The sequence below is a fragment of the Vibrio casei genome (genome assembly GCF_002218025.2).
Taxonomy (GTDB): domain Bacteria; phylum Pseudomonadota; class Gammaproteobacteria; order Enterobacterales; family Vibrionaceae; genus Vibrio; species Vibrio casei.
Genome location: NZ_AP018681.1, coordinates 860,744 through 886,427, shown reverse-complemented (window position 1 = coordinate 886,427; position 25,684 = coordinate 860,744). Strand labels below are relative to the sequence as shown.

Genomic DNA, 25,684 nt, shown 5'->3' with positions numbered 1-25,684 from the left:
GAAAGGTGAATGTTTCTTTTAATCCTTTGTATTAGTTAATTGTTAGGCTATTTTATAAATAGCCCTGTTGCTCCTATTTCAGACAAGGCTATATGATGGGGATAATGATTAAGGCATTCCCAATGCATTAGGTAACCACAATGAAACCGCAGGAATATAGGTAATCACCATTAAGAAAGCGAGTAGTATCATCAACCAAGGTAGGGCAGCTTTAATGGTTTCGTTGAGTGGCATGCCTGTTACCGCTGAGGTCACAAATAAGTTTAACCCAACCGGAGGTGTAATTAATCCGATCTCCATATTCACCACCATGATGATGCCGAAATGAATGGGGTCAATACCTAGCTCAATAGCAATAGGGAATAAGATTGGCGCTAAGATCAAAATAATGGCAGAAGGCTCCATAAAATTACCCGCTAACAGCAAAATAATATTGACCAATAGTAAAAACATCCAAGGTGATAGACCTAAAGTGATGATCCAAGCGGCGATGTCTTGTGGAATTTGTTCAGTGGTTAACACAAAAGCAAACAGCATGGCATTGGCAATGATAAACATCAGCATCACCGTTAGTTTAGCGGCTTCTAACAATACACTTGGGCATTCTTTGAAGGAAATATCTTTGTAAACAAAGAGGGCAATAAATCCAGCATAAACGGCAGCAACCGCAGCCGCTTCTGTGGGAGTGAACATGCCACTGTAGATGCCACCTAAAATGATGACCATCAATAATAAGCCCCATGCAGCTTTACGACCACTTGATAACCATTCTTTTAAAGTGGCTCTTGGCATGGCGGGCAGGTTCTTTTTGCGAGCAATGATATAGATGGCGATCATTAAACTCAGCCCTAATAACGTGCCGGGAATCACGCCAGCCATGAATAGTTTACCGACTGAGCTTTCAGTGGCGGCGGCATACACCACCATAACGATGGAAGGGGGAATTAAAATGCCCAGCGTGCCAGCATTACACACGATGCCTGCGCCAAACTCTTTTGGGTAGCCTGAGCGTACCATACCTGCAATTGCAATTGACCCAACGGCGGCAACGGTTGCTGGTGACGAACCTGATAGTGCAGCAAATAACATACAGGCCATGACGGCGGCAATCGCAAGCCCGCCACGGATGTGCCCAACACTGGAATTGGCAAAGTCGATCAAACGCTTGGCAACGCCACCGCTGGTCATGAATGCACCAGAAAGTAAAAAGAAAGGGATGGCAAGTAACGTGTAGTGTTCAGAGGTTTCAAATAGCTTAACCACTAAAGATCGAATAGAATCTTGGCTAAAGAATAAGATACTGAGTGTGCCTGATAGCCCCAAGGAAATGGCAATGGGTACACCAATGAACATTAATAAAAATAAAGTGAAAAACAGAAATAAAATGGTCATTTTTGTTTTCCTTTCTCATTTATTTTTGAGGTTAGAGAAGCTTGTTTTTTGGATAAATTAGAGTCTTCTTCTTCCATCATTTGAACGGCGTGTTTCATCGCCGCTTTTGCTTCATCGGCAATACCTAATCCAACCTGTAAACCACGTAATATTCGCACTAAAATCTCAAAGAAACGCAACCATAATAAGCTAAAACCAATAGGAACAATGGCTCCGATATACCAAAGTTTAATACCAATTTTTTCCAAGTCTTCAGCATAAATATTGGCATTGAATAAGGTGCTTACCCAATCATAGCTGGCATAGGTCATTAAGCTTGCGTAACTTAAACATGCGACACAAGCGATGATACCTAATACTTTCTGCTTTGGAGTGGATAAGAATTTAACAATGACATCAACACCAATATGGCCACCAATTCTGACGCCATATGACATGCCAATAAAAATCAGCCAGCCAAAGAGTGCTTTGGTTAAGGCGGTACTCCATGTCATTTCCTGAGCGATGCCAATAAAGAAATCCGCGATGGCAAGAAAAGCATTACTACTGGCAGACCAATTATTGTCGTAACACCAATCTGAAAGATCATAAAAAGGAGTGTAGAGGTTATTGATCACCACATAAACAAAGGTGACAAGCGTCATCGAGCCAAGGAGGAAGGCGATTAACCCTTCCTCCAATTTTGAGCAAAGATGATAAGCTGTTGTCATTGGTTTGTTCATTAAACGTTACTTGCTAACGTTTAATGCGGCTTGAATAACATCCGAGCCAATGTCATCTTCAAATTTTGACCATACAGGTTTCATAGCCTTAACCCATTGAGCGCGTTCTTCAGGTTTTAATTCAATAATTTCAGAACTACCAGAATCAATAATGGCTTGTTTGGCTTTTTGGTTTAATGCGTCGGCTTCTGAATTCACATGTTCCGTGACTTCGGTCAAGATCACAGTAAGTTGCGTACGAATATCATTAGGTAGGCCATTCCAAAAATTGGTGTTAGTGATCACCATGTAATCCAAAACGCCGTGATTAGATTCGGTGATGTATTTTTGAACCTCGTTAAATTTTTGAGAATAAATGTTCGACCAAGGGTTTTCTGCACCATTAACGACACCTGTTTGTAAACCTTGGTAGACTTCCGCAAAGCTCATTTTGCGAGGGTTAGCACGAACGGCTTTAAATTGCTCATCTAATACATCTGAAGATTGAACTCGGAATTTTAATCCACGAGCATCACGCGGAACGTGTAAAGCTTTATTGGCAGAAAGTTGTTTCATACCGTTATGCCAGTAACCAAGGCCAGTGATATTGTTATTTTCCATTGATTTTAGTAATGATTTACCGGTATCACTTTGTTGAAACTGGTCAACAGCGTGAATGTCTTTAAATAGAAACGGTAGATCAAAAACCTGTAATTTTTTGGTGTATTGGCCGAATTTAGCCAGCGATGGGGCGATCATTTGTACATCGCCTAGCAGCAAGGCTTCCATTTCTTTTCCGTCACCGTAGAGAGAAGAGTTGGCGTAAACTTGCACTTCCACTTTTCCTTTTAAACGCTCCTCTACTAGTTTCTTAAAGAGTAATGCTCCTTGTCCTTTTGGGGTACTATCGGCCACAACATGAGAAAATTTAATCACAATAGGATCGGCGGCTTGAGCAAAACTCGAGACAGCAATGGCTGTTGTGCACAATAACAAACTGATTTTTCGTGGGGACCGGCGTAATAAACTGAGCATGATAAAACCCTTCCATTAGTGGTAGTGGTGTAATACGGTTTGGTTGGCTCTTACTCATGACATGGAAAAGATGACTAAGAGTTTAGATATTAATTAAATAATGATTCATATTATTTACTAAAGACTAGCCATAGTTAGAAAAAACACGTATTCGACCTTTGGTTAATATTGACCGTTGAGAGAGGCTTTATGATTAAGTTGAGATCTTGCTCACTATAATATCCTTCGTACTTGAGGCTGCCGTTTGTTGACAGCATTCATCCATCCGTTTTTTTATAAAAAGTCATAGATTAGCTATGCCCATGAGGTTCATTTACTTGTCGCCAGATTATTTGTAGCTTGGAACATGTAATAGCCAAGCCATAATGATTGATCTCGATATTCCGTAATGGGTGCTAAGGCTTTAATCTTTTTAATCTACCTTTTGTTAAAGTTGAAAACGTTTATATTGTTCGGTTTTTGGAGTCATGATGCCGTGTTGATTTTTAAAGTACGGTTCATGATAGTGAGATCTAATTTACGGTGTTTTACCTTTATTTACACGCCTTGCACTATGCTCTTGCCTTCAGAATAGGTATAACTTGCTTATGACTCTTTCAAATGCTGTTTACTCATGAAAATAAAAAAAAGATGGATGCTTTTCGTTGCGATGCTGCTCATTGGCGGAGGGGTTGTTTATTATAGCCAACCGGATCCCGCTCCGACTTATGCCACTGAAAATGTTCGTAAAGGCGACATCGAGAATGCTGTTTTAGCGAATGGGATGCTGCAAGCGGTTAAGCTTGTTAACGTTGGTGCTCAGGTTTCTGGGCAAATTCAGCATTTAGCGGTGTCTTTAGGTGATGAAGTGCAGCAAGGAGATTTGATTGCGCAGATTGATAGCTTAACTCAGCAAAATACATTGAAAGAGTCTCAAGCATCACTCGATAGTTTGAATGCGCAATACCGAGCGAAACAAGCTCAAATTAAGCAAGGGCAATATGAATTTACTCGCCAAAAAGGAATGCTAGCGGCGAAAGCGAGTTCGCGGGCAGATTATGAAAATGCTGAAGCTACTTTAGCGGTATATCAGGCTGAACGTGATCAATTAAAAGCGGAAATTGAAAAAGCAAAAATTAACGTAGATAGCGCAAAAGTGGATTTAGGCTACACCAAAATTAGCGCGCCCATCAATGGTACGGTGGTTTATACCGCAGTTGAAGCTGGCCAAACGGTGAATGCTAACCAAACAACCCCAACGATTATTGAGCTAGCTCAATTGGATACTATGACGGTGAAAGCTCAGATCTCAGAAGCCGATGTCATCCATATTAAACCTGGTCAATCGGCCTATTTTACTATTCTCGGTCAACCCAATAAGCAGTACAAAGGGACATTAAGAGCCATTGAACCTGGCCCAACCATCATGGATGGTGACGATAGCAATCTCGCAGTAACAGACAGTGATGCGATATATTACAACGCTTTGTTTGATGTACCCAATCCTAACGGAGTGTTGCGTATTGGTATGACGGCGCAAGTGTCGATTCTGCTTAAGCAATCCCAAAATACGTTATTGGTACCTGCGCAAGTACTGCAAAAAGGTAAGGGGCAAGGTGCTTACGAGGTTCCGGTACTGGAAGCTGGAAAAATTGTCTATAAATCGGTCAAAGTAGGCATTAATAATAAAGTCGACGCTGAGATTATCTCGGGCTTAAATGAAGGGGATAAAGTGGTGGTTGGGATGCCATCGAATGATTCATTTTCAAATCGCCGTCGTATGAGGTTCTGATCATGACTCAGGCTTTATTAAAAGTGGAAAATTTGTCCCGATCTTTTGATTCTGGTGATGAGGCTTTGACGGTATTAAATAATGTGAATGTCGAGATTCAGCGAGGGGAAATGGTGGCCATTGTTGGCGCATCTGGCTCGGGGAAATCGACATTAATGAATATACTCGGTTGTTTGGATCAGCCAAGTGAAGGACGATATTTAATTAATGGTCAAGATACTTCCTGTATGGATTCTGATCAGCTTGCTGAGCTGCGCCGTGAATATTTTGGGTTTATTTTTCAGCGATACCACCTTCTTAGTGATTTAACAGCGGTTGGAAATGTAGAAGTACCAGCGGTATACGCAGGTGTGCCTCATGTTCAACGAGAAGAACGAGCTAGCCAATTGCTTACCCGCTTGGGATTATCCGATCGATTAACACATAAGCCGAATCAGTTGAGTGGTGGTCAGCAGCAGCGAGTCAGTGTGGCTCGTGCCTTGATGAATGGTGGGGAAGTCATTCTTGCCGATGAACCGACCGGTGCGTTAGATAGCCATAGTGGCAAAGAGATGATGGCGCTGCTTAAAGAGCTTCATCAGCAAGGGCACACGATTATTCTGGTGACTCACGATATGGATGTGGCCAGTTTTGCTGATCGCATTATTGAAATTAAAGATGGTGAAATCCTTTCTGATACGCAATCTAAACCAAAATCGGCAGAAGATTTTGCGGCGCAGGCCAATAATAAACCTGAATCATTCACCGTGAAAACCTCTGCGGCGTATTGGTGGCATTGGGACAGTTTTGTGGATGCCTTCAAAATGGCATTGCTTGCGATGTCGAGCCATCGAATGAGAACATTTCTGACAATGCTCGGCATTATTATTGGTATTGCTTCGGTAGTCTCTGTGGTCGCATTGGGGAACGGTACTCAAAAACAGATCCTAGCAAATATTGCATCGATGGGTACCAATACCATTGATATTCGCCCCGGAACGGGATTCGGTGATAGACGTTCAGGGCGAGTAAGAACCTTAACGGCAGAAGACGCGAAAGCCATTGGTCATTTATCTTATGTTGACAGCGTGACCCCTTCTTTAAATAACAGCTTAACGATTCGTTATGGTAATGAGGCGGTATCTGCTTCGGTTGAAGGTGTTGGCTCGGATTATTTCCGAGTTAAAGGGTATGAGATTGCTCAAGGGCAGTTTTGGCAACAAGACAGTGTCGATGGGCTCGCGCAAGAAGCCGTGATTGATGACAACACTCGCCAATCATTATTCAAAAATGCGAATCCGTTGGGAAGAGTGATTTTTCTTGGCAGGTTACCTGTGCGTATTGTTGGAGTAACAGCGCCAAAAGAAAGTGCATTTGGTAATAACGATAGTTTAAACGTGTGGGTGCCTTATACCACTATGTCTGGACGTATGATGGGGCAGCGACACTTGAACAGCATTACGGTTCGTATTGATGAAAATGCCCCAAGCAGTGCTGCTGAACAAGGTATTATTAATTTGTTGAAAATGCGCCATGGCACCGAAGATTTCTTTACCATTAATACCGACACCATCAAACAAAATATTGAAAAAACGACAGCAACCATGACCTTCTTAATTTCTTCTATTGCGGTAATTTCATTGATTGTTGGTGGAATTGGCGTGATGAATATTATGTTGGTTTCCGTTACAGAGCGAACCAAAGAAATTGGGGTACGTATGGCGGTTGGGGCAAGGCAACTTGATATATTACGTCAGTTCTTAATTGAAGCTGTGTTGGTGTGTTTGTGTGGTGGAATTACTGGCATTGCTTTGGCGTTTGGGCTGGGGTTTGTTATGAGTAGTTTAGGGGGGAGTTTTCAAATGTTATATTCCATTTCTTCCATCGTTTCAGCATTTATTTGCTCCACCTTAATTGGGATCATCTTTGGGTTCTTGCCGGCGCGTAATGCCGCTAAGCTGGATCCTGTTGATGCTTTGGCAAGGGACTAGCCATGAATAATATAACCACGATGAAAACCTTGGCACTGATAATAAGCACTGTGATAGTGTCGGGTTGTGGTTCCCTCACTCGAACTGATTATGAAGCGCCGCCTGTTCAAGTACCTCAAAATTGGCAGCAAACGCATTTATCTGGAAATGTGAACCTTGATCCTTGGTGGTATGCCTTTAATGATAGCCAGCTAAATCAATTTATTGCTCAGGCTCTGCAAACCAATAATGACCTTGCAGTAGCGACCTTCACTCTTAAAAAAGCACGTTTGCAAATAGGATTAACCAATGATGATTTGTATCCTCAATTGAGTTCAAGTACTTCGGCAGGTGTAAGTAAGCGGTTAGATGGTGGTGATTCAACAGAGAGTTACCGAACGGATTTGTCTGTCAGCTATCAATTGGATTTATGGGGTAAAATCTCAGCGGATGTGGATCAAGTTAAATGGGCGGCGATGGCCAGCCTTGAAGACAGAGAGTCGACCGCTCAAAGTTTGGTGGCAACGACCGCATCATTGTATTGGCAGATTGGCTATTTAAAGCAACGCATTACTTTAGGTGAGCGAAATATAGAGGATGCCAAAACCACGTTGGAGTTAATCCAAAAGCAATATACGCTTGGCGCGGTTGATCAGTTGGATGTTTTAGAAGCGCAACGTTCTTTAGCCAGTATACAAGCGCAACAAAGCCAATATCAACAACAGCTGGTGGAGGCCAATAATGCCTTTGCTATCTTGTTTAATCAGCCACCTTTGGACATGACGGCTATCGTAAAGTCGTTACCTGACATCAATATGCCAGAGATTACATCGGGTGTACCTGCCGACTTACTGATCCGCAGGCCAGACGTTAAAGCGGCGATTTACAATGTAAAGTCTGCGCTTGCCAGTAAAGATTCCGCTGACTTGGAATATTTACCAACGTTAACGTTAACCGGTGCTTTAGGCGGTTCATCGCAAGCGTTAAAGGACTTATTATCCAATCCTATTGGCAGTTTAGGGGCCGATTTAACCCTGCCATTTTTGGAGTGGAGTGACATGCAAAATAACAAAGCGATTGCCGATGTCGATTACCAATCATCCATCGTGAGTTACCGACAAGTTCTTTACAGTGCCTTTCAAGATGTTGAAAACGCGCTGTCGGCTCGTGATCAGCTCTTGTATCAACGTGCTCGTTTGCAAGAGCAATATGAAGCCTCCGAGCAAGCTGAAGCGATTTATGCCGCACGTTATCAATATGGATCAACTACCATCATGGAATATTTAGATGCTCAAGAAAATACACGAGATGCTGAAGCTTCATTATTGGAAAATCGCTATAATCAATTCATGGCACAAGTCGCTTTATATCAATCGTTAGGTGGAAATGATGTTGCGCCTAAAATAGAAACCGACGATGCCTAATTTTTATGTATTTCATCAAGTTGTTGACTTACGGTAACCTCAATTATTTGGGGGGCGATCGATATTTAGCCTGGAAAATACAAAAAATATTAATGATAAGATGCTATTTTAATACAAGAGTCGTTTAATTATTTTTAGACAATATCGGTAAGGATGAGTGATGAGTTGGTATTTAGAAGTTCTGCGAAAGTATGCAACGTTCAGTGGACGTGCACGCCGTAAAGAGTATTGGTATTTTATTTTAGTGAGCCTTGTTATTACGTTCATTCTTAGCTTTGTTGATGTGATGCTAGGACTGCACAGCGATAAATATGATACAGGGGTGTTCCAAAGTATTTACGCTTTAGCCATTTTGATTCCGAGTATTGCCGTCGCGGTTAGGCGCTTACATGATACTAACCGTAGCGGTTGGTGGCTCCTTATCGGTTTTGTTCCCTTTGTTGGTGTGTTTGTGTTGCTGTATTTCTTTGTCTGCGATGGTCCTAGAATCAACAATCGTTTTGGTGCTAGCCCTAAAATGGGATTTAATGTGTAAGTGTTTGGGGGAAGGATATATACCCTTAATGACTAAAGTGACCCCCAATTGTTGGACAACCAAGTAGAATAGAAAATTAAGCTTGTTCTACTGACACGCGCTTGACCAAGGTTGGCACAAACATAGTCGTGTCTGCCTTAGCTTCTTCTTTGTTGGCGAGTCTTAATGCTAAATCTGCGGCTTTTTCTGCCATCATCTGAATTGGGTAACGGACTGTGGTTAATTTAGGGTGCAGATATTTCGCAATAAGCCCGTTATCGAACCCAATGATCGACATGTCTTTTGGTGCTTCTATGCCATTTTCTTCTAATACTGAAAGCGTTCCTGCTGCCATGTAATCGTTATAAGTTGCAATGGCGGTTAAGGGCAACCCTTTAGCCAGTAGATTCGTCATGGCATGCTCACCACCTTCCTCATCGGGTGATCCATATTCAATATAATTTTCTGAATGAGATAATCCATTATCTTTTAAGGCTTGTAAGTAACCCGCTTTACGTTGATGGGTATCTTCAATGTCGTGGTTTGAGCAAATATAACCAATATGCTGATGTCCATGTTTGATCAAGTACTCGGTCGCGAGATAAGAGCCTTTGTGGTTATCTAGTGCGATACAGCGTTCGGCAATGTCTGGTATGAAACGGTTGATTAGCACAAGCCCGGGGACTTCTTCTGCAAAGCTAATGAGTTCTTCGCTCGTGAGGCTTTTACTGTGAATGACTAAGGCCTCGCACCGATGATTGATTAATAACTCTATTGCTTCTCGTTCTTTCTTTGCAGAGTGATAACCATTGCCTATCAGTAAGTGCTTACCTTGTTGACTGGCGACGGTATCGATGGCTTTTACCATAGAACCAAAAAAAGGATCAGAAACATCACCCACCAGTACTCCTATTGTTTGAGTTGATTGGCTCACTAAAGCACGTGCGGCGGCGTTGGGGCGATAGCCGAGTTTTTTCATTGCAACCGTGACCGATTCAATAGAAGCCTTGCTTGCTTTCGGTGACTTATTAATAACTCGAGATACGGTTGCAATGGAGACATTGGCTTCTTTTGCGACATCTTTAATGGTGGCCATAATATTTCTGTTTACCTTGGGAGTTTTGATTCGGGAATTGCAGAGTATTCATTGAAACTGAGCGTATTATTACTTGAAATTGATCACCTGTAAGGAAATTTTTTGTATTTATCGGTGATGTCTCACGTTAAGTTAATTATTCGTATCAATTATTATATAAGTGAATGGTAACGTTTCCATCCTTTTTTTCCAGTGTATATATTCGGCATAATAATAAAAAAACAGACGAGTGAGTCTGCTTTTTTGGGGGCAGAATCTTCGTCTTTAATTAACGTCGATTCTTTCAATGTCGTTATCCTTAATTAAGGATTTTCTTCTTACATAAAAATGAGCTTAGCCACAAAAATAGCCGTCAGTACGTACATACAAATCGAGACTTCTTGTTGTTTTCCGGTTGCTATTTTTAGTACCGTGTAGGTAATAAAGCCTAATGCAATGCCGTTGGCGATAGAAAAAGTCAATGGCATCATTAAGGCTGTAATGGCGGCAGGAGCAGCATCGGTAAAGTCATTCCATTTGATGTGTTGCATGCTACTCATCATGACAAAGGCGACATAAATTAGTGCGCCTGCGGTCGCATAACCTGGGATCATTCCAGCCAATGGCGACACAAAAATTGCCGCAATGAAAAGTAACCCAACCACAACAGAAGACAAACCAGTACGGGCACCAGCTTCAACGCCTGCTGCACTTTCAACATAGCTAGTAACGGGTGGGCAGCCGACACAAGCACCCGCAACACTGGCGACACTGTCTGCTTTTAATGCTTTGCGTAAATCTTTAATTTTTCCGGTTTCTGGGTTGATCAAGTTAGCTCTCTGAGCAACGCCCATTAAAGTACCTGCGGTATCAAACATGTTGACGAATAAGAAAGCAAGAATCACGCTAATCATCGAGATTTCAAGTGCGCCACTAATGTCCATTGCCATAAAGGTTGGAGCGATGCTTGGTGGAGCGGCAAAAATGCCATTATATTCAACAATGCCTAAGCTCCATCCAACAATCGTTACGATAAAAATTCCGATTAATACTGCGCCAAAAATTTTACGCTCACTTAAGACACTAATGATTAAAAAGCAGCACGCCGCTAAAACAGCACTTGGCTGAGTGAAATCGCCAAGAGACACTAAAGTGGCTGGATTTTCAACGACGATACCCGCTGTTTTTAAACCGATAAGGCCTAAGAACAAACCAACACCTGCGGTCATGGAATACCGTAAACTGTGTGGAATACTGTCTAGAATCCATTCACGTAAACTGCTGTAACTCATTAAGACAAACAATACGCTAGAAATAAATACCGCGCCCAATGCCACTTGCCATGTATAGCCCATTTCTCCTACTACGGTAAAAGCAAAGAAAGCATTAAGACCCATTCCCGGTGCTAAACCCACAGGCCAATTAGCATAGAATGCCATTAATAAAGTACCAATAGCGGCACCAACACAGGTGGCAACGAACAAGGCTCCGGCATCCATGCCCGATGTTGCCATGATGGAAGGGTTCACAAAAATAATGTAAGCCATGGTGGCAAAAGTGGTTAAGCCGCCGATGATCTCAGACTTTACAGTCGTACCATGTTCTTTCAGTTTAAACCAACGTTCGAGTAGCCCTTTTGGGGTGCTTGAATCGGTGTTTAGTGATTTCGTTTCTGTATTATTCACTGTTCTATTCCTTGTGGTAGTGCATCTACTTGCTGACTAATTAACAGCTGAGATAGAAAGCTTCTTATGTTTTTTAGGCACAAGTAAGCCTTAGAGGACATCTTGCTCTCTATACAAATTAATGGTGTATACCTTTATTTATTTGAAACGGGCAGCCTTTAATTGAATGGATATTCATGCAATTAGTGTTCCAATAATTTTAGGTTTGAATGATTTGAATAAAACCGACAGCTAACGAGTTTTATTCAAAGTCGATAAAGTATTCGTATTGCATTATTTCGCTTTATCGTTGTTCTTATTTAGTGATCCAATCACCATTGAGTCATTCTTTATATTTATGTGGCACGCACCTTGATAACCGGTTAGCTTCCTCGATAAGTTGAGAAGCTATAAGGAGAACAAAGAAGTGGTACATGGTAATGACTATTTTGATCATTAATACCAAAGCGAATTGAAATATCATCTAAGAAAGGAACGTTGCCTAAGTCGACCCCTTTTTGAGTGAAATAACTGGCGGTATAAAAAATTAATTCGTATTTACCGACTTCAAAATCAGCGGTTTCCAGCAACGGCGAATCGGTTCTACCATCAAAGTTTGTCGTCACCGTTTTAATCAGCTGGCTGCCTTGATCTGTGATGCGAAATAGCTCAACTCGAATATCGCAGCCAGGTACACCATTGGCGGTATCTAAAACATGTGTGGTTAATTTTCCCATAATATTCTCTTCTTACTTTGTTAAATAAATGTGATCATCTTGAATTTGATTATGTACACAACATTGTGTTACGTAAAGGTGATAGATGAAAAAATTGGTGATTGATCAGGTAATCCATAATGTGGTTATTTTGAAGGTTGAAACTAACAATCTGATAATATTAATATTTATCGTGACAGCTTCATGTTTATTAATAATGAAAAAAATTAACATTAGTTGACTGGAAAGTCAGGTATTAACGGTGAGGAGTAAGAAAAAGTTGCGCTAGTTAACAAGTTGTGAACAAAATTATTTGCCATGTTCTATATATTGTATACAATAAATAAAACAAAGATACGGAGTTACTGGCTTGTCTTGGTTGTATACTTTTACGGTATACGCCAAATATATACCACCTTAATGACAAAAAGTATGAAGGCATAGTGGTATTAAAGCTGTTAGCGCTCAAGATGAGACTATAAGGAGATGTTCATGGTTAGCGAATATCCACGCAATTTGATCGGTTATGGAAACCAACCGCCACACGTACAATGGCCAAATGACGCAAGAGTTGCGGTATCGTTTGTGCTGAATTATGAAGAAGGTGGTGAGCGCTGTACGTTACACGGTGATGAAGAATCTGAAGCTTTCTTATCCGAAATTATTGGTGCACAACCTTTCCCTAACGCCCGTCATATTAGTATGGAATCTATTTATGAATACGGTAGCCGCGCTGGTGTATGGCGTATTCTTAAGTTATTTGATCAATTTAACTACCCGTTAACAGCTTTTGTTGTGGGGATGGCTGCAGAGCGTAATCCTGATGTCATTAAAGAAATGGCAAATTCAGGGCATGAAATTTGCAGTCATGGCTATCGTTGGTTGGATTATCACAAAATCGATATTGATACCGAACGTGAACATATGCAAAAAGCCATTAACGTGATTAAAGACATCACCGGTGAGCGTCCTTATGGTTGGTATACCGGCCGTAATGGTGTCAATACTCGTAAACTGGTAGCAGAAGAAGGCGGCTTCTTGTACGACTCTGATGCGTATGATGATGACTTACCTTATTGGCATACGGAAGGGCCAAAACCACAATTGGTGATCCCTTATACATTGGATGTAAACGACATGCGTTTTGCGACCAATCAAGGTTTTAATACCGGTGAACAATTCTTCCAATACTTAAAAGATTCATTTGATACTTTGTACGAAGAAGGGGCAGAAAGCCCAAAAATGATGTCGGTTGGTTTACATTGTCGTTTGATCGGTCGCCCAGGGCGAATTCAAGGGTTGAAGCGTTTTATGGAATATGTGCAACAACACGACAAAGTGTGGGTGTGTCGCCGTTTGGATATTGCTAAGCATTGGCATGAATCGCATCCTCATCCAGATTTGAATAAATAAAGACATCACACTCTTGGTATTGACCAAGAATGTTGAGATAGCGCATTGATCATTAAGTTAGAAAAGAAGGAAGGAACCGTGGCCCAATTTAAAACCTGTAAACCAAGCCAAATGACGAAAGCGGAATTTGTTGAAATGTTCGCAGACATCTACGAGCATAGCCCTTGGGTAGCGGAGCGTACTTTTGATTTAGGCTTAAATGAGCGCTCAAATACAATTGAAAATCTTCATGAATCCATGTCGCAAGTGATGCTTGATGCCACGCCACAAGAGCAACTTGATTTAATCAATGCTCACCCAGATTTAGCAGGTAAAGCCGCGATTGATGGTGAGCTTACGGCAGCATCAACATCCGAGCAAGCAGGTGCAGGGATTAGCCAATGCACCGCTGAAGAGTTTTCACAATTTACCGATTTTAATGAGCGATACAAAGCTCGTTTCCAGTTTCCTTTTATCATGGCGGTAAAAGGGGCTAACCGTCACCAAATCTTGGCTTCATTTGCTGAGAGAATCCATAACGATGCAGAGACAGAGTTTGCAACCGCAATTGCGCAGATCAATAAGATCGCTTTGTTTCGACTACAGGACATGTAAATCATAAAAAGGGAATGAGGACTGTCTGTAATACTCGGATAAGTGAAAAGCATGTTGGCTACATTATCTATTGTCATATATGCCAAACCACCAATTTTGAGTGTTTTTAAGTATAGATTTGAAGGAATCTAACTCAGGCTCAATAGAGCAAAAAATAACGGAAGGGATAACATGACTGTAGAAACCACTATTGAATTAAAAGTGGAACCATTAACCAAGGACGCTTTTAAGCCATTTGGGGATGTGATTGATAAAGAAGCCAGTGACTACTTTATGATCAATAACGGTTCGACTCGTCGCTATCACCGTATGGCGGATGTCGATGTGGCAGATAACGGTGGTGTTCCCATCATCAGTATTTTTCAGGCAACCCCTTTAACGTACCCATTACAGGTTCAAATGATGGAGCGCCATCCATTAGGCTCTCAAGCATTTATTCCGCTTCTTGGTCGCCCGTACTTAATTGTCGTGGCCGAGAAGGGGGAAGACTTACAACCACAAGCGTTGCGAGCTTTCTTTAGTAATGGGCGTCAAGGTGTCAATTATCACAAAGGGGTTTGGCATCATCCAGTACTTGCACTGCAACCAGACGATCAATTCTTAATCGTTGATCGTGCCGGTGAAGGCAATAACTGTGATGAAGTGTACTTTGATGAATTCACAAAAGTAATCTTGTCACTAGATAATCTACCCAAAGTCGACTAATCGATTGTAGGGTACGGATACTCTAACGCCGTCTATTGAAGAACATCCAACAGTATTGATGTTCTAGACAAGGAAAAGTTAAGGAGAATTATTATGGATCCGCATATTACGGAATGGCTCAACCTCTCTATCCGCTGGGTTCACATGATAGTGGGTGTCGCTTGGATTGGTGCCTCGTTCTATTTTGTATGGTTAGAAAACAACTTAAACCGTGTCGATCCTAAAACAGGATTGTCGGGTGATTTATGGGCCATTCATGGTGGGGGTATTTACCATCTTGAGAAGTACAAATTGGCACCACCAAAAATGCCAGAACATCTACATTGGTTTAAGTGGGAAGCTTATTTTACTTGGATAACCGGTGTGTTACTGCTGGGCGTTGTGTATTACCTCAATGCAAACATTTATTTAATTGCACCAGGTTCTGGGCTAAGTGTTGGCTCGGCTATTGGCATCGGTATCGGATCTTTGATTGGTGGTTGGGTTATTTATACCTTGCTATGTGATTCACCACTAGGCAAAAAGCCAATGCTACTTGGTGTTGTATTGTTTGTGTGCTTAATTGGAGCAGCTTACGGGTTAAGCCAAGTGTTTAGTGGCCGTGGCGCTTATATTCATGTTGGTGCCATCATCGGTACGATCATGGTGGGTAATGTATTTTTCATTATCATGCCTGCCCAGCGTAACTTAGTAAAAGCGATTGAAGAGGGCACGGAGCCTGATCCAGCATTGCCAGCAAAAGGTTTGCTGCGCTCTCGTCATAATAACTACTTAACGTTACCCGTTCTGTTCATTATGATCAGTAATCACTTCCCAAGTACCTATGGTTCAGAGTACAACTGGTTAATTTTGGCTTGTTTATCTGTATTTAGTATTTTGGTTCGTCACTATTTCAACACGCGTCACGGCAGCCAGAAGTTTGCATGGGCGGTTCCTGTTGCAGTGTTAGGTATGATTTGTCTTGCATTTGTAACCTCGAATAAAATGCCAAGCATGTCTCAACCGACCGCGCCAGTGGCTCAACAAGCTCCAGCTGAAAATGTTGAAAAAATCGTTGAAACCACTACGACGAAAGCGAATGAAAATAACGTTAATAACAAAGCTGATCAAACCTCCAGTGCGGATAGCGCAGCCGTACCTTCCGCTTTTACTCAGGTTAAGAAGGTAATTGCTGAACGTTGTGTGGAATGCCATTCTGCAACCCCAACGAGCAACATGTTTGCGACCGCACCAGCAGGTGTAATGTTGGACACAGCAGAAGAAATTCAAATTAATGCACCGCGTATTCAATCTCAAGTTCAAACCCGTGTGATGCCGTTAGGTAACTTAACGAAAATGACGGATGAAGAACGTAATCTTGTGGTTGATTGGGTCAATCAAGGGGCTAAAATTTAATTTTCTTGTTGTCATGTAATAAGCCTTTGGCACCTTCGGGTGCCTTTTTTTGTATTTAAGGTGTCCCGTCCTGAAATGTGTTTACACCACTTCGTGCGCCCCGACCAAAGTGTAAGGGTAGACTTATTTTCAGTGCACCAAGAGGCGAGGTTCTGTTTCTCTTGAAAGCGAGTACTTTTTAATCTTCTTACTTTTTGATTCTTTCTTGGTTGGTTTAAAGCAAAACTTGTGACCTTTGTTATAGTTAATACGGTGGCTAATTTACTTTACTTAACGTAGCGGTTTCATGACGCTGGGTATTAAGTTAACTTGAATGTAAATACTGATAACTCATCTTGGTATTTTACGTTGATCATCCATGAAAAAACGATTAAACCACGGAAGGAAAGACTGATGACAGAAGCGTCGATGACAAATGATAGGCCTATTCCGCAAGAGGCTTTTAATTGGTACGATGAATACGCTCATGGGATCATTGATAGGCGTGAATTTTTTTCACGTTTAGGTGGTTTAGTGGCACTAGGTTTTACCATGACGACTTTAACGGCAGCGCTATTGCCAAACTATGCACAAGCTGAGCAGGTTTCGTTTAATGACCCTGATATTGTTGGTCGCTACCGAACGTTTCCGTCACCAAAAGGTTATGGAGAAGGCCGAGGGTATTATGTTGAACCAACCAATAAAACCGGAAAGTTACCAGTCGTGTTGGTGATTCATGAAAATCGTGGTTTGAACCCTTATATTGAGGATGTGGCTCGTCGGTTGGCAAAAGCGGGCTTTATTGCCTTTGCACCAGATGCTTTGTACAGCCTAGGTGGTTATCCGGGAAATGACGATCAAGGTCGAACCATGCAAAGCTCATTAGATAAAGTGAAAGTGGAAGAGGATTTCATTGCTGCTGCGAATTACTTAAAGGCCAGCGAACGCAGTAATGGCAAGCTTGGCGCGGTAGGTTTTTGTTTTGGTGGTTACATTGTGAATATGCTCGCCGCAACGTTAGGTGGCGATTTAAACGCTGGCGTACCTTTTTATGGTACACCGGCAGAAAAATCGCTTCGTAAAAAGATTAAAGCTCCGCTGGTGTTGCAGTTTGCGAGTGAAGATCAGCGAGTGAATGCAACATGGCCTGAATATGAACAAGATCTCAAGCAAGCGAATGTTGACTATGTCGCCCATATTTACTCAAATACTCAGCATGGATTCCATAATGATTCAACGGGTAGATACTCCGAAAAAGAGGCTGATCTTGCTTGGAACAGAACTTTAGAGTTGTTTAATAAAACCTTAGTGTAGTTTTTGCCTCATCAGTCATTGTGCGTGATAGCGAAGATAAGTATGCTTGTCTAGTTTTGAATACTTAAGTTATTGAATAATTAAGCTATTGAATACTTAAAGTGATAGACTTTGAGGAGTTGGCAGATGAGCCAGTGGTTAGATTGGGCAAAGCAGCTTCAAGCATTAAGCCAAGCTGGACATGCTTATTCAACAGATAAATATGATTTAGAACGGTTTGATAGTGTGGCAGATATTGCACATAAGATGCTGGCGGAATTGAGTGATACACCCGTTGAAAAGGTACAGAATCTTTTTATTCCGGAAACAGGATACCCTACGCCAAAAGTGGATGTACGAGCGGGCGTGCTTAAAGATAATAAAATTTTACTTGTTAGAGAGCGTGAGGATAACAAATGGACATTACCGGGCGGTTGGGGGGATGTATGTGAAACACCCACTCAAGGTGTGATCCGAGAAGTGTATGAAGAATCTGGTTATGTAGTGGATAATGCTCGACTAGTGGCAATTAAAGATAGAGCAGTACATGACTATCGTCCCATTTTTCCCTTTCATATTTATAAAATGTTTTTCTTGTGCGATTTTGTATCAGGAGAAGCGCTGACCAATATTGAAATTTCCGAAATTGGATTTTTTGAGCGAAGTAACATCCCTGAATTATCGCTAAGTCGAGTGTTGCCTCAAGATATCGACATGATTTTTGAGTCTTACCATAACCCAACACAGCAAGTCATGGTGGATTAATTGATGAGCCCAGTTCCTTTAAAAGTATTGCAAAATGATTACTCAAAATATCATGCTCATGTGTATTTTGATGAAGTGACACAACAGCAAGCTCAGGAGTTACGGTCACTTATTTCTAATGAGTTTCCTTTCGTGATTGGGCGCTTTCATACAAAGCTTGTAGGACCGCACCCTAACTGGAGTTTCCAAGTTATTTTTAATAGTCGTGCGTTTGATTCATTTATTATTTGGTTAGAGGAGCATAGAGATGGTTTGACGATATTAATTCACGCTGATACGGGTGATGATTATGTCGACCATACTGAGCGACTGGATTGGCTCGGTGAACCAGCCAATTTAAACTTAGATGCATTTTCTTAAAAACAAAAATAATTTGATGAAATAATTATAGATTTTCATTAAATTTAACTATTCTTGTAAAAGAATGTTGAAGTGATTCACTTGGACATATTGAGCAAAATAAATCAAAACAGGAGAAGTATATGTCGATTATTACATTCCTAATTATTGGTGCGATAGCGGGTTGGTTAGCTGGTCAAATAATGAAAGGTTCCGGCTTTGGGGTTATCGGTAATATTGTTATTGGTATTGTTGGATCACTTGTTGGTGGTTTTACATTTAGCTTACTAGGTTTATCGTCAGGTGGATTTATTGGCTCGATAGTGACAGCAACTGTGGGTGCAGTCCTATTACTTTATATTTCTCGCTTAATTAAGTCGTAACTGATTTTTGAATATCGGTATACCCAATGCTGATTAAGTAGTTAGGCTATAATAAAAGCGCTGTCATTAAGTGATTAATGGCAGCATTTTTTATCATTAATTGACGGTAGATTTTATCGTTGAATGACAATTTCACCATCTTCATTTTTGTATAAACAGGCTTTGTGAGCCTTGATTAAAGTCGCTGCAGACGCTGGTTCAACGGCGTGTAATTGACCTTTGGTACGCATGGTTGGATTTCCCCAAGAATAATCTTTATACATACCAGTTTCTGTATATTCAACGAGAACTTTCATTGCCCCTCCTAAGTGTAACAAAATGTAATATCTTAGTAACAATACGACTTACATTCTGTTTACGCACCTATTAAAAATGCAATATTAGTTCGTGAAAATATCACTGATGGGTTAGGGAACTTAAGCCACTTCATTCAATGCAATGTTTTTTTTGTTTTAAAATTGCGATACATCAATTAACTAAAAGAAAATGCAGAAAAGCAAAAGGCGCTTATTTTAAAAGTAAGCGCCTTTATTGTTATAAATATTAAATTTTTTTTCGGTATTAATTCATTGAAACAGGGATGCCAATCCCTCGCTCGTCTTGGCGAGGTAACTCCAATACTGCAGGTGTCCATGCTGGCAGAGTGAGTGTTGAGCCTTTAATTAATACCCCTTGAGCAAGATCGGATTGGTAGACCGAACTTAGTACAAAGCCAGTGACAGGCAGAGTGAATGTTATTGGATTCGGTGAAGCGTTAATCGTAACAATCAAACCATCAAGTTGGTCATGACTCGAGGTTTCATGAGTAAAATCACTTACATTCGTGCCGTTATCAATGCTCATTACAATTAACCCTGGGATTTGAGCGCTACCAGTATTGTGGAAAGCAATTCGTTTGATCACTTCCTTACCTTTTCCCAAGCGTAATAAGGGGTAAGTATGGCGCAGTTTGGCAAGATCTTGGTAGTAATCCACCATTTTAGCTATTTCCTGATGACTTGGTTTAGCGCTGACACTGTGGGTATCGATCACTTGGGTGATAATAGAGTAGTTCTCTCCATCTTTGTCTTGTCGTGGTAATCCTTTATCCCAATTATTATCGTGTAGAGTAAAGTCGACTTTGTTGAACCAATCACCAGAATCATACGAATCACGTTGCATTGATTTCGAACGAAGTATCTCCGAACCCATATGAGTAAATGGAACGCCTTGACCAAGCATCGCGGTGGCAAGAGAGACCGCTTGCATGCGAACACGTTCATCTAAGCTGGCTTTATAAGCGATTTTGTATTGATTATTGTCCCATAACGTTTGGTTGTCGTGTTTCGATACGTAGTTTTGTATTTCGGTTGGATCTTGTGCATAACCGGCAGGTTGTCCGTTGTAATCCACATGATCACCGCTCACTAACGTGTCGTTCGCATCGATAAATTGGAATGCTTTTAAATTACCCGCCATGCCTAAACGTACGAGATCGGTATTGTGTAGTGCATCTGATAAGGCTTGTTCTGTTATATCGTTCGGTTGAACCCAAGCACCGTTACCAAATCCTTGTGTCTTACGAATACCTTCTTGGCTATCAAACGGACTGCCGCCACGTACGGCATCACGCAGGCGGTCAGAGAAGCTACCAATGCCTGTTCCTGCTAAATGCGCTTGTGAAGCTTGAACGAATAAAGCATCGTCAGCGACTTCGCCAAAATTCCATCCTTCACCATAAAAATAAATTTTTGGATCAACGGCTTGAACTGCTTTCAATGCATCTTGAATTTGGGCAAGTGGGTGGTGTGCCATTAAGTCAAAACGAAAGGCATCGATTTTATATTCACGCGCCCAGACAACTAGTGAATCACGGATTAATTTCCCCATCATGGCATGTTCGGGTGCGGTGTTGGAGCAGCACGTTGAGTTTTCCACAGTGCCTGTTATCGGGTTTAACCGGTTGTAATACCAAGGGACGATTTTATCTAAAACGGAAGTGTGGTTATCTGGACCTGCTGAATTAGTATGGTTATAAACCACATCCATCACGACATTCATTCCAATGTTATTTTTAATCGCTTGAATCATTTGACGAGTTTCGACAATTCTCTGTGTACCTTCAGGATTTGTCGAATATGAACCTTCAGGAGCAGTGTAATGAAAAGGATCATATCCCCAATTAAAGCTATCGGTTTCAGAGATTAAACGGTTTAAAGATTGCACTGCTGGGTGATCAGAAGAATCGGATTCAGTTAACGTAGCAAGCACCTCGGTAATGCTTAGACCTGAGCTACAATAGTGGGCAAATTCACTGCTTTCTATCTTATTATTAACTTGGCATAGTTTGCTGAATGGCTGATCAATATTGGCCACTTTATCTTTGGATTCATTAATGGTGGCAATGTCGAAAATGGGCAATAGATGCAAATGAGTGACACCGCTTTGGCTGAGAGATTGCATGTGTTTGACTGGCACAGAATCTTGTTGGTTAAAAGCTAAGTATTTTCCACGATAATTCGCCGGAGTGGATTGGTCTTGTGCACTAAAGTCACGTACGTGGGATTCATAAATGATGAAGTCCGCTGGGTTATCTTGTTTCACAGGACGTTGTAAATCATCCCAGCCTTGTGGTTTTAATTCAGGGGCATCTAAATTGACTACTTGGCTATAAACAGAATTGGTGGATAGGCTTAATGAGTAAGGATCGCTTACTTCATAATGTTCTATTTTTTGGGATGCAGGGTGAAATACCGTGGTGTCATATAAGTAATACGAACCAGATGTCGCTTTATTTGTTGTGACTGACCAAACACCGTTATTAGCGTTGTAGTCCATTTGTAAGCGACCACGTTCTTTTTTATCATCATCAAATAGAACTAATACGGTATTTTGTGCTGAAGGTGCCCAAACTTGAAATTGGGTTTGTCCATTTTCTTGGATTGTTGAACCAAGCTCAACGGTTTGAGCGTTGCTTGAAAAAAGGGCATCCAAACTATTCGCTGTTTGAATTTGAGTGCCCGCAAGCACGTTGCCTTCATTATCAACGGCAATCGCGACAAGTTGAGCCTTGATAATATTTCGAATATTAAGCTCGTCATTAAGTGACAATGTCACACTGTCTTTATTTAATTGAGGAAACTTAATTTGCTGCTCTGCGGTTAAGCTAGAAGGAGTCATTACCACATAAGGTTGAGTGTATTGGTAACGATCATTCAATTCGATTTTAGCATCGAGTGAGACATAGAGACGATATTCAGATGCTGTTGTGGGAGCGTTTTTCCATACTAGTTGGTTTCCAGAGATTAAGTGAGCTTGTGCATTAGCAATGCCTGAGAGTTGTAAATAAGCTTCTTCTCGGTTGGGATAAGCGGTAGTGCTGCCGGAAATTAAGGCTATGTTATGGTTGCTCTTGCTTAAACTTGGTCTGGCATCACTGCCCAGTTGGTTGTTTAAATCGGCATCACGAATAATGATATTTAAGCAATCACGATCGCCTTCTTTTAATGGCAGTTGCCAGTAAGGACCATATTGATCAATACCTGTTGGCGTATTTGAAATGTCACTCCAATCTTTTAGCCATGTTGAGTCGGCTCGGTCACAATTACCATCATTCCAAGTATACAAACTGTATTGACGGTAATCAGCGTTGGTATCGGGTTTTGTCACAAAATAAACAACGGCTTGGTTCTCACTAGGTGCAATAGGATCGGCTACTGGTTCACTGCCTGCTAACTTAGCGATTGGGCCGTTAGTTTTTGGCAAGACAATATCGAAATTTGGTGGGGTAGTGGTATCAAAATAGTTTTCAGTCGCTGGTGTATCGGGATCGTGATTAGTTTCATCACTGGCGTCATTACACCCGATTAAAAACCCCGTTGTAAGAATGGGGAGCATTAGAGTTTTGAATTTATATCGATAGGGTTTCTTTTTAAAAAATCTATGTTGAACGCATTCTCTTTGAGAAAATTGCATGTTTCTGTCCTTATTTTATTCTTGTTTAATGGCGGTAGTGAAATACAGAGGACAGAAAGTAAAGCGCTTTACTATGCGCATACCGTGATGTTTTTCATTGTTTTATCAGTTTGAAATGAAAGGAATAATCATAATTTCGGAATTGTCACACTATGTGCAGTGAAGACATAGGTTTGCATGTACCGAATGGTAAAAATGAGAGAAATGTGCAGGTGTGTTTTATTTTGAAAGTAAATAAACAAGGTAAACAAAAAGACGAGAGTTTATCCTCGTCTTAACATAGTTGTGTTGGTTGGTATATCTGGTCTGTTATACGCTATTTTTTGATTTCCGCTAAAATATCAATTGCTTTGCAACGTTTGTCATGATCATATAAATCATTGGTGAAGATAAACTCATCGATGCCTAATTGCTTCACCATCATTTCTAAACGATGCTTGATCGTCGCAGGGCCACCTGTGATGGACAAGGCTAAGAAATTATCCACATACGCTTTTTCTTGTTCATTCCATAAGTCATCCATACTGTCTACTGGTGGCTGTAGCCATAACTCTGTACCACGAATTAATGATAATGCGCGTTGTTTAGAAGTACTTGAAAGGTAGTTTGCTTCTTCATCGGTTTCTGCTGCCACTAAGGGCAAACCAAGCATCACATAGGGTTTGTCGAGTACTTCTGAAGGTTGGAATTCGTTTCGATAAACCTCAATCGCATCATGCATAAAACGCGGGGCAAAGTGACCAGCAAAGGCATAAGGTAGGCCTTTTTCTGCCGCTAAGCGTGCGCTGAACAAGCTTGATCCAAGTAACCAAATTGGTACATTGGTATTTTCACCGGGCATCGCTCGAACTTGGCTAAAGCCGTTATAAGGGCCAAGTAAGGTTTGCAGCTCTTCGACTTCGATTGGGAATTCATCTGCTCGTTTTTCATCGCGATTCAGTGCGCGGCTGGTAATTTGATCACTGCCCGGTGCTCGGCCTAGGCCCAGATCAATACGCCCAGGATACAGGCTTTCTAATGTGCCAAATTGCTCTGCCACCACGAGAGGTGGGTGATTGGGCAACATAATGCCACCAGAACCAACCCGAATCTTTTCAGTACCGCCAGCGATATAACCAATCAAGACGGAGGTTGCGGCACAAACAATACCAGCCATGTTGTGGTGTTCTGCAAGCCAAAACCGGTTATAGCCTAAATGGTCGGCATGTTGTGCGTATTTCAACGTTTTTTGCAGAGTTTCACCAACGGTGGAATCTTGGCGCATTGGGGCCAATTCAAGTAAGGAAAACGGAATATTTTTGAGGACAGACATGATAGCTCCTGTAGGTTGGTTCATTGACAGACCTTAATCTTGTCTGGGAATATTCGCAACCGATTACTCAATTTTAGAAATAACCCTATTGGTTAGATGACCGCCCGAATGAGCAGAGTATTGAAAGCTCGTGCTGTTATTTAATAACTTATTCTTATTGAATGCTCGTAATTATGATTATTTTAATTTTATTCATTGCTAGATAAGCGTTAATTTGTGATATTGATTTCAAACCAACAGTCCCTAATTTCAGTAAGTTTATGGTAGGAAGTCGAATATGCAGAAAGTGTCTGTCCGTCATTGTGAAATCGATGATATTGAAGCGATAAAAACCATTTATGAATTTCCCAATGCTTATTCAGGCACGCTGCAACTTCCTCATCCATCGTTAAAAATGTGGCAAGACCGTCTACAAAGTATTCCTTCCAATGCTTATGCTTATGTCGCTGAAATTGATGGGAAAGTCGTGGGAAATTTAGGTGTAGAGCTATGCGTTAATGCTCGTCGTCGGCATGTTGCGTCGTTTGGTATGGGTGTACATGATGACTTTCAAGGACAAGGTGTCGGCAGAGCTTTACTTTCTACTATGATTGATTTATGTGATAACTGGCTGAATGTAAAGCGCATTGAGTTAAATGTTTATGTCGATAATCATGCCGCCATTGCGCTTTATAAAAAATTTGGTTTTCAAATTGAAGGTGAGCTGGTCGAATATGCTTTTCGACATGGTGAATATGTTAATGCTTATCAAATGGCACGTTTAAACCAAATTAAAAACTAAGCCATCAAAAGGCAATATCTAATACAGAAAAGCATTTACCTCATTACGTTTAAGGAACATGAATGTCTCAACAAGTGGGTTTAAGAGTGATTGCCACGTTGGAAGCGTCAAAAGGTATTTTAGCGGTGCTGATCGGATTTGGAATTTATACATTATTCAGCCATGACGCAAAGCAAATAGTGATCGATTTGATTCGCCATTGTCACTTAAATCCTGCCAGTTATTACCCTCATATGTTGGTTGAAAAGATAGGAGCTATAACGCCGAAAAATATTAACCTGCTCACCGTAGGGATATTACTTTACAGTGTGATTCGCTTTATTGAAGCCTATGGATTATGGCTAGAAAAGCGTTGGACGGAATGGTTCGCGTTACTCAGTGGCGCGATTTACATTCCATTTGAATTGTATGAATTGATACAAAAAGTAGATCTTATCACGGTTGGGGCATTAGTGATTAACCTGCTCGTTGTAGGTTATATGATTTTTATTCTGAAACAGCCTAAGCGTGAAAAGTCGGCGTAATATTAT

Annotated in this window: 22 protein-coding genes and 2 pseudogenes; 15 read left to right on the top strand and 9 right to left on the bottom strand. The window is 41.1% G+C overall.

All coding sequences use genetic code 11. From position 1 onward, the window contains the following. Positions 1–108: 108 nt before the first annotated feature. From dctM to VCASEI_RS16985, 3 genes are read right to left on the bottom strand one after another with little or no spacing between them, the layout of a single operon-like run. Positions 109–1,392 carry a C4-dicarboxylate TRAP transporter large permease protein DctM gene (gene dctM / locus VCASEI_RS16995; RefSeq protein ID WP_086958919.1) on the bottom strand — a complete coding sequence of 428 codons (1,284 nt, stop codon included), beginning with the start codon at positions 1,390–1,392 and terminating at the stop codon, positions 109–111. After that, positions 1,389–2,102 carry a TRAP transporter small permease gene (locus VCASEI_RS16990; RefSeq protein ID WP_086958917.1) on the bottom strand — a complete coding sequence of 238 codons (714 nt, stop codon included), beginning with the start codon at positions 2,100–2,102 and terminating at the stop codon, positions 1,389–1,391. The genes dctM and VCASEI_RS16990 overlap by 4 nt, the downstream gene beginning before the upstream one ends. Positions 2,103–2,120: 18 nt before the next feature. Further along, on the bottom strand, positions 2,121–3,128 hold the full coding sequence (locus VCASEI_RS16985) for a TRAP transporter substrate-binding protein (RefSeq protein WP_089111170.1): 1,008 nt from the start codon (positions 3,126–3,128) through the stop codon (positions 2,121–2,123). 613 nt (positions 3,129–3,741) lie between these two features. Here VCASEI_RS16985 and macA point away from each other — a divergent pair. The 4 genes from macA to VCASEI_RS16965 all read left to right on the top strand — a co-directional run bounded on the left by macA (position 3,742) and on the right by VCASEI_RS16965 (position 8,807). Continuing rightward, entirely contained in the window at positions 3,742–4,899 is a 1,158-nt protein-coding gene (gene macA, locus VCASEI_RS16980; protein ID WP_089111169.1) for a macrolide transporter subunit MacA, read from the top strand. A gap of 2 nt (positions 4,900–4,901) precedes the next feature. Further along, entirely contained in the window at positions 4,902–6,869 is a 1,968-nt protein-coding gene (locus tag VCASEI_RS16975; RefSeq protein ID WP_086958911.1) for a MacB family efflux pump subunit, read from the top strand. Positions 6,870–6,871: 2 nt separating this feature from the next. Continuing rightward, the gene (locus tag VCASEI_RS16970) at positions 6,872–8,272 is read left to right on the top strand and encodes an efflux transporter outer membrane subunit (protein ID WP_086958909.1); all 1,401 of its coding nucleotides are present in this window, start codon (positions 6,872–6,874) and stop codon (positions 8,270–8,272) included. Between the two features lie 160 nt (positions 8,273–8,432). Next, on the top strand, positions 8,433–8,807 hold the full coding sequence (locus VCASEI_RS16965; protein ID WP_086958907.1) for a DUF805 domain-containing protein: 375 nt from the start codon (positions 8,433–8,435) through the stop codon (positions 8,805–8,807). A gap of 76 nt (positions 8,808–8,883) precedes the next feature. Here VCASEI_RS16965 and VCASEI_RS16960 read toward each other — a convergent pair whose 3' ends face one another. The 3 genes from VCASEI_RS16960 to uraH all read right to left on the bottom strand — a co-directional run bounded on the left by VCASEI_RS16960 (position 8,884) and on the right by uraH (position 12,262). Then, the gene (locus VCASEI_RS16960; RefSeq protein ID WP_086958905.1) at positions 8,884–9,882 is read right to left on the bottom strand and encodes a substrate-binding domain-containing protein; all 999 of its coding nucleotides are present in this window, start codon (positions 9,880–9,882) and stop codon (positions 8,884–8,886) included. Positions 9,883–10,199: 317 nt separating this feature from the next. After that, positions 10,200–11,546: an NCS2 family permease gene (locus VCASEI_RS16955; RefSeq protein ID WP_089111168.1), complete on the bottom strand. Its 1,347-nt coding sequence runs from the start codon at positions 11,544–11,546 to the stop codon at positions 10,200–10,202. A 362-nt stretch (positions 11,547–11,908) separates the two neighbouring features. Further along, positions 11,909–12,262 (bottom strand): hydroxyisourate hydrolase, encoded by a 354-nt coding sequence (gene uraH, locus VCASEI_RS16950; RefSeq protein ID WP_089111167.1) that lies wholly within the window; start codon positions 12,260–12,262, stop codon positions 11,909–11,911. Between the two features lie 471 nt (positions 12,263–12,733). Here uraH and puuE point away from each other — a divergent pair, with 471 nt between their 5' ends. The 9 genes and pseudogenes from puuE (at position 12,734) to VCASEI_RS16910 (ending at position 19,107) form a co-directional block, all read left to right on the top strand. Beyond that, positions 12,734–13,654, top strand: coding sequence for an allantoinase PuuE (puuE, locus tag VCASEI_RS16945; protein ID WP_086958899.1), 921 nt, complete (start codon positions 12,734–12,736; stop codon positions 13,652–13,654). A 78-nt stretch (positions 13,655–13,732) separates the two neighbouring features. After that, on the top strand, positions 13,733–14,248 hold the full coding sequence (gene uraD, locus VCASEI_RS16940; protein ID WP_086958897.1) for a 2-oxo-4-hydroxy-4-carboxy-5-ureidoimidazoline decarboxylase: 516 nt from the start codon (positions 13,733–13,735) through the stop codon (positions 14,246–14,248). Positions 14,249–14,419: 171 nt separating this feature from the next. Then, positions 14,420–14,953, top strand: coding sequence for an ureidoglycolate lyase (locus VCASEI_RS16935; protein ID WP_086958895.1), 534 nt, complete (start codon positions 14,420–14,422; stop codon positions 14,951–14,953). A gap of 93 nt (positions 14,954–15,046) precedes the next feature. Further along, positions 15,047–15,986: pseudogene (locus tag VCASEI_RS16930) on the top strand (urate hydroxylase PuuD); the annotation flags it as partial. Positions 15,987–16,108: 122 nt separating this feature from the next. Beyond that, positions 16,109–16,348: pseudogene (locus tag VCASEI_RS19905) on the top strand (urate hydroxylase PuuD); the annotation flags it as partial. A gap of 393 nt (positions 16,349–16,741) precedes the next feature. Beyond that, positions 16,742–17,641 carry a dienelactone hydrolase family protein gene (locus VCASEI_RS16925; RefSeq protein WP_086958891.1) on the top strand — a complete coding sequence of 300 codons (900 nt, stop codon included), beginning with the start codon at positions 16,742–16,744 and terminating at the stop codon, positions 17,639–17,641. Positions 17,642–17,767: 126 nt separating this feature from the next. Then, a complete protein-coding gene (locus VCASEI_RS16920; protein WP_086958889.1) occupies positions 17,768–18,385 on the top strand; it encodes an NUDIX hydrolase in 618 nt (205 codons plus the stop codon). Positions 18,386–18,388: 3 nt separating this feature from the next. Then, positions 18,389–18,745 (top strand): DOPA 4,5-dioxygenase family protein, encoded by a 357-nt coding sequence (locus VCASEI_RS16915; RefSeq protein WP_086958887.1) that lies wholly within the window; start codon positions 18,389–18,391, stop codon positions 18,743–18,745. 122 nt (positions 18,746–18,867) lie between these two features. Further along, positions 18,868–19,107: a GlsB/YeaQ/YmgE family stress response membrane protein gene (locus tag VCASEI_RS16910; protein WP_086958885.1), complete on the top strand. Its 240-nt coding sequence runs from the start codon at positions 18,868–18,870 to the stop codon at positions 19,105–19,107. Between the two features lie 113 nt (positions 19,108–19,220). On the opposite strand, the gene VCASEI_RS16905 is transcribed toward VCASEI_RS16910, so the two are convergent. The 3 genes from VCASEI_RS16905 to VCASEI_RS16895 form a co-directional block, all read right to left on the bottom strand. Next, on the bottom strand, positions 19,221–19,403 hold the full coding sequence (locus VCASEI_RS16905) for a hypothetical protein (RefSeq protein ID WP_086958883.1): 183 nt from the start codon (positions 19,401–19,403) through the stop codon (positions 19,221–19,223). A 265-nt stretch (positions 19,404–19,668) separates the two neighbouring features. Next, positions 19,669–23,061: a pullulanase-type alpha-1,6-glucosidase gene (pulA, locus tag VCASEI_RS16900; RefSeq protein ID WP_089111166.1), complete on the bottom strand. Its 3,393-nt coding sequence runs from the start codon at positions 23,059–23,061 to the stop codon at positions 19,669–19,671. A 316-nt stretch (positions 23,062–23,377) separates the two neighbouring features. Beyond that, positions 23,378–24,373, bottom strand: a complete 996-nt coding sequence (locus VCASEI_RS16895) for an LLM class flavin-dependent oxidoreductase (RefSeq protein ID WP_197709596.1) — start codon at positions 24,371–24,373, stop codon at positions 23,378–23,380. Positions 24,374–24,650: 277 nt separating this feature from the next. On the opposite strand from VCASEI_RS16895, the gene VCASEI_RS16890 reads away from it, so the two are divergent. Beyond that, entirely contained in the window at positions 24,651–25,154 is a 504-nt protein-coding gene (locus VCASEI_RS16890; protein ID WP_086958877.1) for a GNAT family N-acetyltransferase, read from the top strand. A 62-nt stretch (positions 25,155–25,216) separates the two neighbouring features. Further along, positions 25,217–25,678: a DUF2127 domain-containing protein gene (locus tag VCASEI_RS16885; RefSeq protein WP_086958875.1), complete on the top strand. Its 462-nt coding sequence runs from the start codon at positions 25,217–25,219 to the stop codon at positions 25,676–25,678. Positions 25,679–25,684 lie beyond the last annotated feature (6 nt).